14 protein-coding genes and 1 pseudogene are annotated in these 14832 nt (G+C 43.7%); 10 read left to right on the plus strand and 5 right to left on the minus strand.

The annotated features are described in order from the left end of the window. Positions 1-293: 293 nt before the first annotated feature. Entirely contained in the window at positions 294-1409 is a 1116-nt protein-coding gene (locus BGL89_RS13905; RefSeq protein ID WP_286826200.1) for a TIGR03032 family protein, read from the minus strand. A 737-nt stretch (positions 1410-2146) separates the two neighbouring features. Between BGL89_RS13905 and chrA the strand changes: the two genes are divergently transcribed. Further along, positions 2147-3304 (plus strand): chromate efflux transporter, encoded by a 1158-nt coding sequence (gene chrA, locus BGL89_RS13910; protein WP_286826201.1) that lies wholly within the window; start codon positions 2147-2149, stop codon positions 3302-3304. A 57-nt stretch (positions 3305-3361) separates the two neighbouring features. Here the strand turns inward: chrA and hisG are convergent, their stop codons facing one another. The 3 genes from hisG to deoC all read right to left on the minus strand — a co-directional run bounded on the left by hisG (position 3362) and on the right by deoC (position 5750). Further along, positions 3362-4012: an ATP phosphoribosyltransferase gene (hisG, locus tag BGL89_RS13915; RefSeq protein ID WP_286826202.1), complete on the minus strand. Its 651-nt coding sequence runs from the start codon at positions 4010-4012 to the stop codon at positions 3362-3364. A 134-nt stretch (positions 4013-4146) separates the two neighbouring features. After that, positions 4147-4878 carry an HAD family hydrolase gene (locus tag BGL89_RS13920; RefSeq protein WP_286826203.1) on the minus strand — a complete coding sequence of 244 codons (732 nt, stop codon included), beginning with the start codon at positions 4876-4878 and terminating at the stop codon, positions 4147-4149. A 194-nt stretch (positions 4879-5072) separates the two neighbouring features. Further along, the gene (deoC, locus tag BGL89_RS13925) at positions 5073-5750 is read right to left on the minus strand and encodes a deoxyribose-phosphate aldolase (RefSeq protein WP_286826204.1); all 678 of its coding nucleotides are present in this window, start codon (positions 5748-5750) and stop codon (positions 5073-5075) included. A 546-nt stretch (positions 5751-6296) separates the two neighbouring features. On the opposite strand from deoC, the gene acnB reads away from it, so the two are divergent. The 9 genes from acnB (at position 6297) to ureC (ending at position 14341) form a co-directional block, all read left to right on the plus strand. Then, positions 6297-8906, plus strand: a complete 2610-nt coding sequence (gene acnB / locus BGL89_RS13930) for a bifunctional aconitate hydratase 2/2-methylisocitrate dehydratase (protein ID WP_286826205.1) — start codon at positions 6297-6299, stop codon at positions 8904-8906. A gap of 139 nt (positions 8907-9045) precedes the next feature. After that, complete coding sequence (locus BGL89_RS13935) at positions 9046-9339, plus strand: BrnT family toxin (protein WP_002735016.1); 294 nt, start codon at positions 9046-9048, stop codon at positions 9337-9339. Beyond that, complete coding sequence (locus BGL89_RS13940; RefSeq protein WP_002746336.1) at positions 9287-9553, plus strand: BrnA antitoxin family protein; 267 nt, start codon at positions 9287-9289, stop codon at positions 9551-9553. The genes BGL89_RS13935 and BGL89_RS13940 overlap by 53 nt, the downstream gene beginning before the upstream one ends. 131 nt (positions 9554-9684) lie before the next feature. Then, positions 9685-10209, plus strand: coding sequence for a hypothetical protein (locus BGL89_RS13945; protein WP_286826206.1), 525 nt, complete (start codon positions 9685-9687; stop codon positions 10207-10209). Positions 10210-10344: 135 nt separating this feature from the next. Continuing rightward, complete coding sequence (locus BGL89_RS13950; protein ID WP_286826207.1) at positions 10345-10848, plus strand: hypothetical protein; 504 nt, start codon at positions 10345-10347, stop codon at positions 10846-10848. Between the two features lie 64 nt (positions 10849-10912). Further along, positions 10913-11026 (plus strand): element excision factor XisH family protein, encoded by a 114-nt coding sequence (locus tag BGL89_RS13955; protein ID WP_286826211.1) that lies wholly within the window; start codon positions 10913-10915, stop codon positions 11024-11026. Then, on the plus strand, positions 11014-11355 hold the full coding sequence (locus BGL89_RS13960) for a XisI protein (protein ID WP_286826208.1): 342 nt from the start codon (positions 11014-11016) through the stop codon (positions 11353-11355). The genes BGL89_RS13955 and BGL89_RS13960 overlap by 13 nt, the downstream gene beginning before the upstream one ends. A 298-nt stretch (positions 11356-11653) precedes the next feature. Then, positions 11654-12550, plus strand: coding sequence for a polyphosphate kinase 2 family protein (locus BGL89_RS13965; protein ID WP_286826209.1), 897 nt, complete (start codon positions 11654-11656; stop codon positions 12548-12550). 81 nt (positions 12551-12631) lie between these two features. After that, positions 12632-14341: an urease subunit alpha gene (gene ureC, locus BGL89_RS13970; protein ID WP_286826210.1), complete on the plus strand. Its 1710-nt coding sequence runs from the start codon at positions 12632-12634 to the stop codon at positions 14339-14341. Between the two features lie 12 nt (positions 14342-14353). Here ureC and BGL89_RS13975 read toward each other — a convergent pair. After that, a pseudogene (locus tag BGL89_RS13975) lies at positions 14354-14632 on the minus strand (hypothetical protein); the annotation flags it as partial. Between the last annotated feature and the right edge of the window lie 200 nt (positions 14633-14832).

The raw sequence follows: 14832 nt of genomic DNA on the forward strand, positions 1-14832 counted from the left end.
CAGGGTTCATCATAATTGGCGGTTGTTGGGTTCATGGCAAGTCGCTACCAATTGGAAAGTTAGGCACTCATCTAAATCTATTATTCCCCATCAATATCATCAATGCTACTTGTCATCACAAAGCTTCCCATTAGAGCAACCTACATCTACATCTTTGTTCTAACATTTATTGGTAAAACTATATAATGCCGTCAGATTGCCGGGGGAGGAGTTACCTAAACCGGGGAAGATATCCTTAACTAAAAAAGGAGTTGACATGATTTTTTCCTGAATAAAGAGTAAAAATTCAACAATTAAGCCCCTAAAGAAGGCACCATCCACACGGATTGAGTGCCGTCGAGGTCGGTATCCGGTCCGATTAGCGCCGGGTTGCGGTAGCCCGGCAGCAGAGTGACAGCGAAAACCTCCTCCACGCCGCTATTGAACCAAAAAGTTGCCACCAGTTGACTGGTAGCTAGGTTGACAATAGCCAACCCGCACCGCAATTGATTACGCCGCTCATCCAGGGGTAAACCGCCAAAGACCGCCGTTTCCCGCACTTGGGACAACCCGACAAAGGCGTGACCTTCCCAACAGTCCAAACCCCGGGTAAAACCGGGCAATTCGGCGATGATTTCCGTGCTGCCAGTTTGGGGATGCCAACGGTTCAAGGTTCCATAACCGGAATTGAGGAAATAGAGATTACCCTGGTAAAGGCGGGGAGAATGGGGCATAGCTAAACCCCGCAGAATCACCTCTCCCCTCGGCACATCAATTAAGCATCCCCCTTGGGCTTTATTCTCTCGCCAGAGGCTTTCCTCGTTGGTTTCCCCCAATGCCGTCACATAGGCGGGAGTGCCGCTATTTTCAGCCATAGCCAAGCCATTGAGGTGACATCTATCTCCCGGGGCTAATTCAGTAATAAAGGGCGGTTTCCACTGGGGGAGAAAACTCCAATTTCCTTCGATGGTTGCCAGACAGTTAAACAGGGTATTGACCACCCAAAGGCGATTACTGCCAAAGGCCAAATCATGACCCATAATCGGGCCGGTGAGGTGAGAGGAGCGAGCTAAAAAGGCGATATCCTGTTCCCCTTCCGGTTTAATCTGGGGGGCAATCTCTCGATTAGCGGGTAAATTCCAAACTGCGTTACGAGCGCCCACAGCAATTCCGGTAGCAGTTCGGGTTAAACCCATTGCTTGGTCAAAATGGGCGAAACTCACCCGCATTTGTCCTTGATAAGTGCCAATGCTGGCCACTCGTCCCGCTTGGTAGGTGGAAATCAACACCGAGAGGTCAAGCTGGTTGAGTAATTCCGGCAGATTGAGGCTGTACTCATAATTGACCGGCACTGCTTGGTGCTGAGTTGGACTCGCTGCTGGCTCCTGAGTATCTGAAAACTGGTTAGTGTTGGGCGGCAAGCTGTCCATAGAGTTTTTTTTGGTATAGATAATACTCAATTTTAATAATTGATTATTGTTTATGGTTTGTTGACTAAGGGGTTCTGATTAGGGCTGGCTGAATAAATGTGAAATATAGACTAGGTAAGGGTCTTAGGGTCTTTTTTTGCGAAACAGGTGCAAGATTTTGAGAGAATCATGTTTCAAAACCTTACATCTTCATCGGCCCGCGTCCTGTAGGGGCGAAGCATTCGGGCATAACCTATCACTGAAACCGTAGATTTCCTATCCGAATGCTTCGCCCCAACTTTTTCAGCAAGCCCTAATTAGGGTTTGCTGAATAAATCTAAAAACCTTATCCAACAAGGTTTTTAGACTTTTTTTCCCTCAAAAAGTGCCGACCCTTGGAGTGATCCACACCCCACACCCCAACCCCCAACCCCCAACCCCCAACCCCCAACCCCCACCGAAAAACTTTTTCAGCAAGCCCTTATTAATCCCTTAATAAGGGGGGTGCTGATAGGTTTCAGTTGGCATTAATGGGGTCTATTATAAACAAATTAATCAATATTATTTATAAAGTTTTCTTAACTTTTTTTGTATCAAATTTACTTGACCGGGAGCATTAAATACTTATGATTGAGTTTGTGTAAAACACTTTTGCAATTATGGTATTTTAGGATTGACAAGATCTAGCCAAGAATTTAGCTTAAGCCTATTCTTTTGGATATAAACTTAATTCTAGAAAAACTATTGGTAATCAGAAAATGCTGACTTCATCGCCTCCCAATCTCTCGCAACTTGCCCTTTTATTTCTCAAAATCGGGATTATCGGTTTTGGCGGTCCAGCTGCCCATATCGCTTTAATGGAGGAAGAAGTGGTTAAGCGTCGCGGTTGGATGACTAAGGAGCGATTTCTCGATTTGGTGGGGGCAACTAATCTGATTCCCGGTCCTAATTCCACGGAAATGGCCATTCATATCGGTTATATTTTTGGTGGTTTAGCGGGTTTAATAATCACGGGAGTTTGTTTTATCACTCCTGCGGTGTTAATTACTGGTTTTCTGGCTTGGATTTATACTACCTACGGGACTTTACCCGATGTAGCCCCGATTTTTGCGGGGATTAAACCGGTGGTAATTGCGGTGATTTTTCAGGCGCTCTGGCGCTTAGGCAAAAAGGCAATGAAAACCCGTCAATTACTCTTCATCGGATTAGGAGTTATCGGTTTATTAATCTTAGGTTTAAATGAAATTATCGCTTTACTTTTAGGCGGAATTATCGGGATGTTTATCCTAAAGAAATTCGCTACTTTTCCCCTGATTGTGGCAGGAATAGGCGGTGCGACGGCGGTTGCTGCTCCTAGCAATATCCCACCGACATTAACAGGATTAGGGCTATTTTTCCTCAAGGTGGGTAGTGTTTTATTTGGTAGTGGTTATGTGTTAGTTGCCTTTTTAGAAGGGGATTTAGTGCAGGGGAGAGGATGGTTAACCCAGCAACAATTATTAGATGCCATTGCTGTGGGTCAATTTACCCCTGGACCGGTGTTATCCACAGCCACTTTTATCGGTTATCAAATATTAGGAGTATCGGGGGCAATTGTGGCAACTCTAGCGATTTTCTTTCCTTCTTTTATCTTTGTTTTATTACTTAATCCCCTCATTCCTAAGCTGAGACAATCGCCTTGGACGGGTGCTTTTTTGGACGCAATTAATGCTAGTGCTGTGGCTTTAATGGTGGCAGTAATTTTTAATTTAGCTCTAGCTACTTGGTTACAACCTTACGGGAATTTACCCTTTAATTTATTGGCTATCATTCTATCTCTTATCTCCGCTATTCTTTTACTACGTTTTCAAGTTAATTCTACTTGGTTAATTCTTGCTGGTGCGCTCCTTGGTTTACTATTGAAACAATTAGGTTAGGGGGAAATAAGATAAATCTACCCTTAATACCCCCTTAATAAGGGGGGCGCTGATTTGTTAAACTTTTGCCATTGATGTAGTTGCTTCTCTGAGCTTTTCTACCCAGTTATAAATCCGATCGCAATCTAGTCTATAGCTGAGGGGATGAGCGATTAATCGAGCGCTACTAGCAAATAATTCGTCAATTTCTACTAAACCATTTTCCCGTAAAGTTCGACCGGTGGAAACTAGGTCAACTATCGCTTCTGACATACCCGTAATCGGTCCTAATTCTACGGAACCATAGAGAGGTATAATCTCGACGGGAATATCTAAACGACGAAAATAATCCTTAGCACAATTGACAAATTTTGAGGCAACTTTACCGTGATGGGGAATATCTAAGGGACTTTGATAGGGACTATCAGCAGGGACAGCTACCGACATCCGACAATAACCAAATTTTAGGTCAATTAAATTAGCCACATCGGGAGATTTTTCCAATAAAATATCATAACCGGCGATGCCTAATTGTGCCTGACCGTATTCTACATAAACGGGGACATCTGTGGCTCTTACTAATAAGGCTTTCGCTTGGTTAGTGGGGTCGGTAATCTGTAATTGGCGATTTTTTGAGTCAAGAAAGTCACTAAAATCTAAGCCAATTTTCTGAAATATTTGGATACTTTCGTTTAGTAAAGCACCCTTCGGTAAGGCAATTGTTAGCATAGAGGAAATTATGAATTGGGGTGTGGGGTGTGGGGTGTGGGGGAAGAACCTAGGTTGGGTTGAAGCATGAAACCCAACGTCTGCATGGGTTACGCTACTGCTAACCCATCCTACAAATAATTGTGCCTCCCTACTTATCTGATAACCGAGATTGCAGTAAGTTCTCTAATGACCACATCAGCTAATTGTAAATCTTGATGGTTTTCCAGTTGCCAACTAATTGCGATCGCTGCTGCTTTGGCCTGTTTAGCCATTTCCCAATCGGCCCTAGTGTCCCCCACCATCAGGGTTTTGTCCACTGCGGTCCCCAAAGCTTGACAGGTTTCTTGCCATAATAAGGGATCGGGTTTACTTAAACCTCGATCGCATCCCCAGGCAATTTTAATATAATTTAATAGGTCATTTTCCTTGACAAATTGCTCAACTCGTGCTGTAGTATCGGAGGAAAGAATCGCTAATTGTAAACCGGCCGCGTGCAGATAACGAATGACTTCTAAACAGTGGGGATAGAGGGGATTTAAGCGGGGGGGAACCTTTTCATCGGCCGCTTGGAAGGCCGCTTTTGCGATCGCCATGGCCGTTAACCAATCGAGGCCAGTGGAAGCAATACAACCGGCAGCGACGATATGATTATCTCTGCGGCTGCCCACTGCCATTAAACCAGCAGGATTGAGACTATTTGCCCCAATACCAAAAGTTTTAGTTAATAAAGACTCTAAACCCGGAATTCGCGATTCAATGGCTTGTACCCGAGCTATAGCTCGATCGTACCAGAAAGCCCGCGAATCCTCTAGCGTACCGTCCTTATCAAAAACAATCCCTTGAATATCTCTAAATTCTCGATTACCACAGCGAATTATCGGCAAATAAACCTCCTTATTTTTATTGAATGTCAGCCATAATTTTAGCTGTCAGGAGACAGGATTCAGGAGACAGGATTCAGGAGACAGGATTCAGGAGACAGGATTCAGGAGACAGGAGATTATTTTTTATTTATTCTCCCCACTTCCCCACTTCCCCACTTCCCCACTTTCCTATACCTTTTAAACAGGATTTAGTATTATTCCTCAAAAGCGGCTTTTTGCTGACGGACTAAATCGACACCGCGGGAAGTCCCCAGACGAGTGGCCCCGGCGCGGATAAGAGCGATCGCTTGTTCTAGGGTACGAATTCCGCCGGATGCTTTAATTCCTACCCGTCCTTTGCTAATTTCCTTGAGAAACTTCACATCGCTAACTGTTGCTCCTCCAAACCAGCCGGTACTGGTTTTTAGATAACTCACACCTGCATCCATGCAAATTTCTGCCGCTAAACGTTTCTCGGTGTCCGTCAGTTGCGAGGTTTCCAGAATCGCTTTTACCGTCTGGCCGGTTTCCTGACAAATACTAGCAATTTCTTGGAATAATTGCTCATATTTCCCATCTTTTAGCCAACCGAGATTAATAACCACATCTAACTCCTTAGCACCATTATCGGCAGCTTCTAAAGCCTCATAACGTTTAACTGCGGAGGTAGTGGCCCCCGCGGGAAAACCAATCACGGTAGAAACTAAAGTTTTTTTGCCGTGGAGTAACTGCACCGCTTGCTTAACGGCAGCGGGATAAACGCAGACGGTGGGAAAACGATATTGATCAGCCTGTTGACAGTAAGCCTCTAATTGTTCACTGGTGGCGGTGGGGATGAGGAGAGAATGGTCGATATATTGTGCTAAATCTAGATCAGAATCGGTGATAGCCATTATCTAAGCCTCAATATAGTCAATCGATCGCTATTTTCTCATTTTATGGAAGTCACACACTGCCTGCATCTCATTTTTGTCAATCTACTAAGTTGAGATTTTTAAGGGGAAACTCTCGGCTAAAATTGGGCGTTACTTTCGATTTTATTACTCAATGCAAGCTTTTGGGGGGTTCTATCCCCCAAACCCCGGAGCGCATTAGTTTTTCGGTGGGATGCTTACAGGCAGTTGTTAATATATTTGTACTGAGTTAAGAGTCACTCGACCGAATCTAAAACCTAATTGGTTAAGCTAAAAGCTTTGATGTGCTTAGTTTCTAACCTTCTTTTTAGGTGGGAGAATTGCCAGATTCTTTCTTTTGCCTCTTGCATGAGTGACTCTTGCCTTGAGAAGCTGATAATTGCTGATTGTCGGTGTTCCTGCAAATGTGAGATGCAGCCCACACAGCAAAGTCATCTCTCGTTAACCTAGAAATTCAGAGACTAGCAAAAATCCAGTAACCTAGGAAGAAACCGTCACAAGTGAAGACTAGGAGAGACTATATCTATGTTAGAAGCGTATCATCAGCACGTTGCCGACCGAGCGAAATTAGGTATCCCTCCCCTTCCCCTCAACGCTCAACAAACGGCGGAATTATGCGAAATGCTCAAAAATCCGACCGAAGAACTCAAGGGAGAATTGCTGACCCTGCTGCGTGACCGTGTTCCCCCCGGAGTTGATGAAGCCGCCTACGTTAAAGCGGGATTTTTAACAGGAATTGCTAAAGGTGAAATAAAATCTAACGTTATCTCCCCCCAAGGTGCGGTTAGCTTACTGGGAACCATGGTCGGTGGTTATAACGTTCATTCTCTGATTGAACTGATTAAATCCAGAGATATTAATATCGCCGCTGCCGCTGCCAGCGCTTTAAGTAAAACCCTGCTGGTATTCGACGCATTTAACGAGGTTTTGGAATTATCCGAGACCAATCCCTATGCTAAACAGGTTATCGATGCTTGGGCCAATGGCGCTTGGTTTATCGCTAAACCGAAACTTGCTAAAGAAATTACCGTCACCGTCTTCAAAGTCCCAGGAGAAACCAATACAGATGACCTATCTCCCGCTCCCCATGCCACCACCCGGCCCGATATTCCCCTTCATGCTTTGGTAATGTTAGAAACCCGTCAACCCGGGTCCTTAGAAACCATTGCCGAATTGAAAAAATTAGGCCATCCGGTCGCCTATGTGGGGGATGTGGTTGGGACGGGTTCCAGCCGAAAATCGGCGATTAACTCGGTTCTCTGGCATATTGGCGATGATATTCCCTTTGTGCCTAATAAACGTGCTGGTGGCTATATTTTAGGCAGTAAAATCGCCCCTATCTTCTTTAATACGGCCGAGGATTCCGGCGCTTTACCGCTTGAATGCGATGTTAGCCAAATGAACACGGGGGATGTGATTAAAATCTATCCCTACGAAGGCAAAATCACCAACGAAGCGGGCGCAACTATTAGCACTTTTAGCCTCAAACCTGAGACAATTCTGGATGAAGTGCGCGCCGGCGGTCGTATTCCCCTCTTAATCGGTCGCAGTCTCACCGATAAAACCCGTCACGCCTTGGGACTTGAGGCTAGTACCCTATTTACTCGTCCCACCATGCCTAGTGACACGGGTAAAGGTTACACCCTAGCGCAAAAAATGGTCGGCAAAGCTTGCGGTTTACCCGGGGTGCGGCCGGGTACTTCCTGTGACCCGATTATGACTACGGTAGGGTCTCAGGATACCACTGGCCCGATGACCAGAGACGAGTTAAAAGAGTTAGCCTGTTTAGGTTTTAGCGCCGATTTAGTCATGCAGAGTTTCTGTCACACGGCAGCCTATCCGAAACCGGTTGATATTCAAACTCATCACCAATTACCGGACTTTTTCTCTACCCGGGGTGGGGTCGCTTTACGTCCGGGAGATGGCATTATTCACTCCTGGTTAAATCGGATGTTATTGCCGGATACGGTGGGGACTGGAGGCGATTCTCATACTCGTTTTCCTTTGGGAATTTCCTTTCCTGCGGGGTCGGGTTTAGTGGCATTTGCCGCCGCTTTGGGAGTAATGCCTTTGGATATGCCGGAATCGGTTTTAGTCCGTTTTACGGGGGAATTACAACCCGGTGTAACTCTGCGGGATATTGTTAATGCCATTCCCTACGTTGCCATCCAAGCAGGCAAATTAACCGTGGAAAAACAGAACAAAAAAAATGTTTTTAACGGTCGCATTATGGAGATGGAAGGGCTGCCGGATTTGAAATTAGAACAGGCTTTTGAGTTAACCGATGCCACGGCGGAACGTTCCTGCGCTGGTTGTACGATTAAGTTAAGTACGGAAACAGTGGCGGAATATTTACGCTCTAATGTGGCATTGTTAAAAAATATGGCAGCCCGGGGTTATAGTGATGCTAAAACTATCCTACGTCGGGTAGCAAAAATGGAACAATGGTTAGCTAGTCCCGTCCTGATGGAGGCGGATAAGGATGCCGAATATGCGGATATTATCACCGTCAATTTAAGCGAGATTAAAGAACCCATTGTCGCCGCACCCAATGACCCCGATAATATCAAGTTAATGTCGGAATGCGCTGGGGATAAAATTGATGAGGTGTTCATCGGTTCTTGTATGACTAATATCGGTCATTATCGCGCCGCTGCTAAGATATTAGAAGGGGCAGGAGTTGCTAAGACTAAACTGTGGATTTGTCCCCCCACCCGCATGGATGAAAAACAATTGCGCGATGAGGGAATGTACGGCATTTTTGCCGCTTCTGGGGCGCGTACCGAGATGCCGGGATGTTCCCTTTGTATGGGTAATCAAGCGCGGGTTGAAGACAGAGCGACGGTATTTTCTACCTCGACTCGTAACTTCAATAATCGCATGGGCAAAGATGCACGAGTCTATCTCGGTTCCGCCGAATTAGCGGCGGTTTGTGCGCTGCTGGGACGCATTCCTACCGTTGAGGAATACCTAGCAATTGTCACTGAGAAAATTAATCCTTTTGCTGGCGATTTATACCGCTATTTGAACTTTAATGAAATCGCTGGTTTTGAGGATGAAGGCCGGGTAATTCCCCTAGAAGATTTACCTAAGATTGAGGTTATCTTAGGTATTCCTTCTGGTGTTTTGAGTTAGTTGACCGGTTATGGGTCATTTCGATCGAGGCGAAAGATTTCTTTTGATTTCGATCAAGATGACCCCTCTAACGATCGAATTTTCGACAATTATAGGATTTTTTTCGATATACGGAATGACAACTCGATAAAATAAAAATATGAAATTCGAGTGGGATCGACAAAAGAACCGAGCGAATATCATCAAGCACGATCTAGACTTCGCGGACGCGCAGCGGATATTTGAACATCCCATTCGAGTTTCCCTTGACGAACGAGAAAATTATGGCGAAGATCGATTGATAGGAATCGGTACGCTCGATGGCCGAGTGGTAGTTGTCGTTTTTACAGAACCGAGTAGAGATACAATTCGTATTATTTCACTTCGTAAAGCTTTACCCTATGAACGAAAACGATATGAACAATACCTCCGAGACGAATTGGGAGAAAGTTGACGCTCTTACGGAAGAGGAAATCGACACATCCGATATTCCGCCCTTAACCGAGGAGTTTTTTAGTAAATCGCGGTGGTGGAAACCTGTAGAGAAAGTAAATGTTCTTGTTCAAGTAGATCCCGAAACCCTAGCTTGGTTTCAATCACAGGGCGAGGATTGTGAACAAAAAATGTCCGCCGCTTTACGGATTTATGCGGAGGCTCACAAAGTATAGTCAAGTTTAGTTCGGGTACAAGCCACACAATAAAAAAGTTCGCTATCATTTTGAGCGGGATGAAAAGCCACACAATCTCATTTACCAATAAATCGCCTTAAATGAAATGATAAAAGTGAGTACGAAAAATTATGATTATAGATGTACCGACTGGAGATGATTTTAAATCCGCTGGCATTGATTTTTTAAATCTGGCTTGGAATACGCTGATAAGTTTATCTACAAAACTTAAGGATGCGGAATATTTTTATAATGTGTATTATAGCGATGAGAATGAAGAAGTAATCGATCAATTGTCATCTGAGCAATATTGGAAACAAGCACAACGTCCATTGAGTACAGCCCTTTCCCTTATTCAACAAGGAACCGAATTTCTCTTAAAAGGTCATATTGCTACAGTTAGCCCGTATTTACTAATTTTAGGAGATCCGAGTAATTATCCCAGTAAATCTCATGAGCGCAATATCCGTTTTAGTGAATTTAAAACAATTGATGCACAGGATTTAGTCAAAGTTTATAATACCGTATCGACTGGTCGATTACCAGATAACTTTCGACAAAGATTTGAAGATTTGAGAAGCAAGCGAAATATAATTGGCTCTTCGGTTTGTGTTATGCAATGGACTGGGGTTATAGGGGATATAACCCTTATGTAGAAAGGCATTTGGCGATTTTTGTCAATTGTTTTTGATCTAAAGCGAACTCATCAATTAAGTCTCTTGCCAGATAAGGATTTAGTCAATTTATGCCCCCCTATCGAACCATACCAAGTAACGAAGAGCCATATAATTATGCACACTGTAGATCCTGAATTATATATAAAAACTGAAAATCTGTTTGTTGAAATTCTAGAAATTTGTCATTATTTGATAGAGCCAAACTCGTGGATAAAAATTCGAGGACAATTCATTCAAAATGAACCTGAATCTGTTCTATATAGCCCTGAAACCAGAGAATTATTTAACCTTAGGCTGGCTTTAGAAATAAACCTTGTAATTGATTTATTAACACCTTCAGCAAATAATAAATATTTTAATTTTAATAAAAAAACAAGACGTTATTTCTGTCCTAGTTGTTATAGTGGTTTTAGGGAAAATTACGAAGACGAACAGATTCCAAGATTAGCTCAACTAATACCTAATGAACCAACTAGCAACACTATTTATTGCCTTGTATGTAATGAATCTTATGAAGTATTGCGGGAAGATTGCACAGCTGAAGATTGTCTGGGTAATGTCATAGATCCTGATGATGGTACATGTCTTACCTGTGGTTCGGACAATTTTCGAGATTAATTGTTGAAATTGTAATAAATATCTTGTATGTATTAATTTCTTTATTTTTTTAATCGGACAAGAAATCTACGAAAAGTTTTTCGCTCAAGCTGCCATACAAATAATCTTGCAAAAGTATCAAATTTTATTGTTAATTGTTGACACTAATCAGGAGGAAATCGTCCAATGGATAAACTAAATTATTATCAAAGCATAATCAAGAAAATTCTCACAGAATATGCAGAAATTTCCTCACAAGTACCCGATCAAGACATAGAAGAAATATTGATATTTGACGATGATAGAAGCCAATATCTTTGGTTTAATATTGGCTGGAAAAATGGCAAACGAATTAAAGCGATTTCCGTTTATCTTCGTCTAAAAAATGACAAAATTTATATTGAAGAAGATTGGACAGAAGCAGGTATCGCCACGGAATTAATGCGCTTAGGAATTCCCAGCAGTGAGATAGTTTTAGCTTTTCAACCTCCCGAAGTGCGACAGTTTACCGAATTTGCGATCGCCTAAAAATTATTCTTTACTTTCTCGTCAGATGAGGAGTAGCTAAAATCGAATATTTAAATATACTTGTTTCTAGGTCATTTCTGCCACTTCATACTAAATCTGGTTATTAAAGACTGATTATTTATTCCCCTTTTTGCATGAGTGCATGAGCAGAAAACGGGTTTCTCGGAGAAACCCGTTTTCTGTGCGTTACTCAACGGATTTAGTATCATCCTTGACTCGCCGGTTCAAGAGTTAGATATTTTCCGAGCAAAAGTGCTACAATGTGATTTTAGGGGTCAAAATAATCAAGGAGAAGAGCATGGTCAGCAAAATTGATCGCCAAGCATTTTTACAATCCTTAATGGTGCCACCGGGTAAAGAAATTTCTCTGCACAAAGACTACGATCCCGGGTTTAAACCCGACTACATTACCAAAGAAGATGCCACGCTGCTGCTGCAACAGGGTATCGAAAAAATGGCCGAGTTTCAAGATAAACTCTATGCCCAGGATACCTATGCTCTGTTAATTAATCTGCAAGCCATGGATGCGGCGGGTAAAGATGGTACGATCAGACACGTTATGTCCGGCTTAAATCCCCAAGGCTGTCAGGTATTTAGCTTTAAAGTTCCCTCGGCCGAAGAACTAGATCACGATTATCTCTGGCGATATTATAAAGCCTTACCGGAGCGGGGTCGTATCGGTATTTTTAATCGTTCCTACTACGAAGAATTATTAGTCGTGCGTGTCCATCAAAATTTATTGGAACGGCAAAAACTCCCCCCTGAAGACAGAACCAAGAAAGTTTGGCAGCGACGTTTTGAGGAGATTAATAATTTTGAAAAATATCTGGTTAACAATGGGGTTATTGTCCTGAAATTCTTTCTCAATGTTTCTAAAGAAGAACAGAAAAAACGATTTTTGGAAAGAATTGATCGCCCCGAAAAAAACTGGAAGTTTTCCGAAAATGATGTCAAAGAAAGGGCTTTTTGGGATGATTACATGAAAGCCTACGAGGAGGTATTCAATCATACCAGTACCGAGTGGGCTCCTTGGTATATTATCCCGGCCGATCGCAAATGGTTTACCCGTTTAGCTGTGGGGGCGGTTATTTATTACACCCTGGAATCCCTCGGTTTACGATATCCCACCGTCACCGAAGAACATCGCCAAGCTTTACTGAAAGCCAAAGAAATCCTCGAAGACGAGCCAGATTAAAAATGTAAGAAAATCCCGAAAAAGCGATAATTGCCGGAAAATCGATCGTATAATCGATCTCGATTTTAAAGAATTCCCCCTATGAATTATCGCATCGATCGCCGCACCTATGCTGAAACCTACGGCCCCACCATCGGAGATAAAGTTCGCCTAGCAGACACGGAATTATTTATCGAAGTCGAAAAAGATTTCACCACCTACGGCGATGAGGTAAAATTCGGCGGCGGTAAAGTAATTCGCGATGGTATGGGCCAATCCCCCATTTCTAGGGAAGATGGGGCGGTAGATCTAGTGATTACTAATGCCTTAATTCTCGACTGGTGGGGCATCGTTAAAGCCGATGTGGGCATTAAAGATGGCAAAATTTATCAAATCGGTAAAGCGGGTAATCCCCACATTCAAGATAATGTCGATATTATTATCGGTCCTGCCACCGAGGCATTAGCTGGGGAAGGGATGATTTTGACAGCAGGGGGGATTGATGCCCATATTCATTTTATCTGTCCCCAACAAATTGAGACAGCGATTGCGTCGGGGATTACCACGATGATTGGTGGCGGGACCGGACCTGCGACGGGAACTAATGCCACCACCTGCACCCCGGGAGAATGGAACATCTATCGAATGCTAGAGGCGGCCGAAGCTTTCCCGATGAATTTGGGTTTTTTGGGTAAAGGCAATAGCAGTCAGCCGGAAGGACTAGCGGAACAGGTAAAAGCGGGGGTAATTGGCTTAAAACTCCATGAAGATTGGGGAACCACTCCGGCAGCCATTGATACCTGTTTAAGCGTTGCCGATAAGTACGATGTGCAGGTGGCAATTCATACCGATACTCTCAATGAAGCCGGTTTTGTCGAGGCAACTATCGCCGCTTTTAAAAATCGCGTCATTCACACCTACCACACGGAAGGGGCCGGCGGTGGTCATGCTCCCGATATTATCAGGGTTTGCGGGGAAATGAACGTTTTACCCTCCTCGACTAATCCCACGCGTCCCTATACGGTGAATACCTTAGAGGAACACCTTGATATGTTGATGGTTTGTCATCATTTAGACCGGAGCATTCCCGAAGATGTGGCCTTTGCCGAATCCCGCATCCGCCGAGAGACTATTGCCGCCGAGGATATTCTCCACGATTTAGGGGCTTTTAGCATAATTTCCTCCGATTCTCAAGCTATGGGACGGGTGGGAGAAGTAATTATCCGCACTTGGCAAACTGCCCACAAAATGCGGGTACAACGGGGCAGACTGACCGGGGAAACGGGCGAGAATGATAATCTGCGGGCAAGACGATATATTGCTAAATATACGATTAATCCTGCTATTACCCATGGGATTTCCGATCATGTCGGTTCCATCGAGGTGGGCAAATTAGCCGATTTGGTTCTCTGGAAACCGGCATTTTTTGGCGTAAAACCGGAAATTGTCCTGAAAGGCGGTTTAATCGCCTGGGCGCAAATGGGCGATGCTAATGCCAGTATTCCCACACCGCAACCGGTTTATATGCGTCCCATGTTTGCCTCTTTTGGTGGTGCGATCGCCAAAACTTCCTTGACATTTGTTTCTAAATATGCTATGAAAGCGGGCATCCCTGAGAAGTTAAAGCTGAAAAAAACCGCCGTGGCCGTGTCGAATACGCGCAATATCAGTAAGGCCAGTATGAAGCTCAATGACGCTTTACCGCGCATGGAAGTTAATCCCGAAACCTACGAAGTGCGCGCTGACGGGGAATTATTAATCTGTGAACCTGCTACGGTTTTACCCATGGCCCAACGCTATTTCTTATTTTGAATTCTGGTTTTTTTAAAACCTTATTTTTGGAGCTTTGTGGGAGTCAGGGGAGTGGGGAGTTAGAGGGGTTGGGGGAGATATGAAATTAATTGTTTCATCTAATTTCTGAACCTGCGAAGTATCTCCTAACTGATTATAAGTGCCCTTCGCCTTCTTCAACCACTGTATCGCCTCATCCTTATTTCCCAAGAGACGATAAGCTATTCCCAACCCCGCTTGTACTGACAAATTCTCGGTATTTGTTGCCAGTTTTAACGCCTTTTCATAAGGTTTTTTGCCAACTGATACTAAATCCGGTTATTAAAAACTGATTATTTATTCACCCTTTTGCATGATTGCCTCTTGCATGAGTGCCTGTCCTCATAACCTCATAAGTAGCCTATACTCAACGGATTTAGTATGAGGTGACTTCTTTGCTGACAACTACTGTACCGTAGGGAGAAAGAAGGGTTTCTAAGAAGTCTTTGCTAAATTTATCCCAAATAAAGCGC

Source organism: Microcystis sp. LSC13-02 (assembly GCA_002282935.1).
Lineage (GTDB): Bacteria > Cyanobacteriota > Cyanobacteriia > Cyanobacteriales > Microcystaceae > Microcystis.

Excerpts from the sequence above, each read along its gene's own strand:
- BGL89_RS13905 (WP_286826200.1), bottom strand. The coding sequence starts at position 1,409 with ATGGACAGCTTGCCGCCCAACACTAACCAGTTTTCAGATACTCAGGAG.
- chrA (WP_286826201.1), top strand. The coding sequence starts at position 2,147 with ATGCTGACTTCATCGCCTCCCAATCTCTCGCAACTTGCCCTTTTATTT.
- hisG (WP_286826202.1), bottom strand. The coding sequence starts at position 4,012 with ATGCTAACAATTGCCTTACCGAAGGGTGCTTTACTAAACGAAAGTATC.
- deoC (WP_286826204.1), bottom strand. The coding sequence starts at position 5,750 with ATGGCTATCACCGATTCTGATCTAGATTTAGCACAATATATCGACCAT.
- acnB (WP_286826205.1), top strand. The coding sequence starts at position 6,297 with ATGTTAGAAGCGTATCATCAGCACGTTGCCGACCGAGCGAAATTAGGT.
- BGL89_RS13935 (WP_002735016.1), top strand. The coding sequence starts at position 9,046 with ATGAAATTCGAGTGGGATCGACAAAAGAACCGAGCGAATATCATCAAG.
- BGL89_RS13940 (WP_002746336.1), top strand. The coding sequence starts at position 9,287 with ATGAACGAAAACGATATGAACAATACCTCCGAGACGAATTGGGAGAAA.
- BGL89_RS13945 (WP_286826206.1), top strand. The coding sequence starts at position 9,685 with ATGATTATAGATGTACCGACTGGAGATGATTTTAAATCCGCTGGCATT.
- BGL89_RS13950 (WP_286826207.1), top strand. The coding sequence starts at position 10,345 with ATGCACACTGTAGATCCTGAATTATATATAAAAACTGAAAATCTGTTT.
- BGL89_RS13960 (WP_286826208.1), top strand. The coding sequence starts at position 11,014 with ATGGATAAACTAAATTATTATCAAAGCATAATCAAGAAAATTCTCACA.
- BGL89_RS13965 (WP_286826209.1), top strand. The coding sequence starts at position 11,654 with ATGGTCAGCAAAATTGATCGCCAAGCATTTTTACAATCCTTAATGGTG.
- ureC (WP_286826210.1), top strand. The coding sequence starts at position 12,632 with ATGAATTATCGCATCGATCGCCGCACCTATGCTGAAACCTACGGCCCC.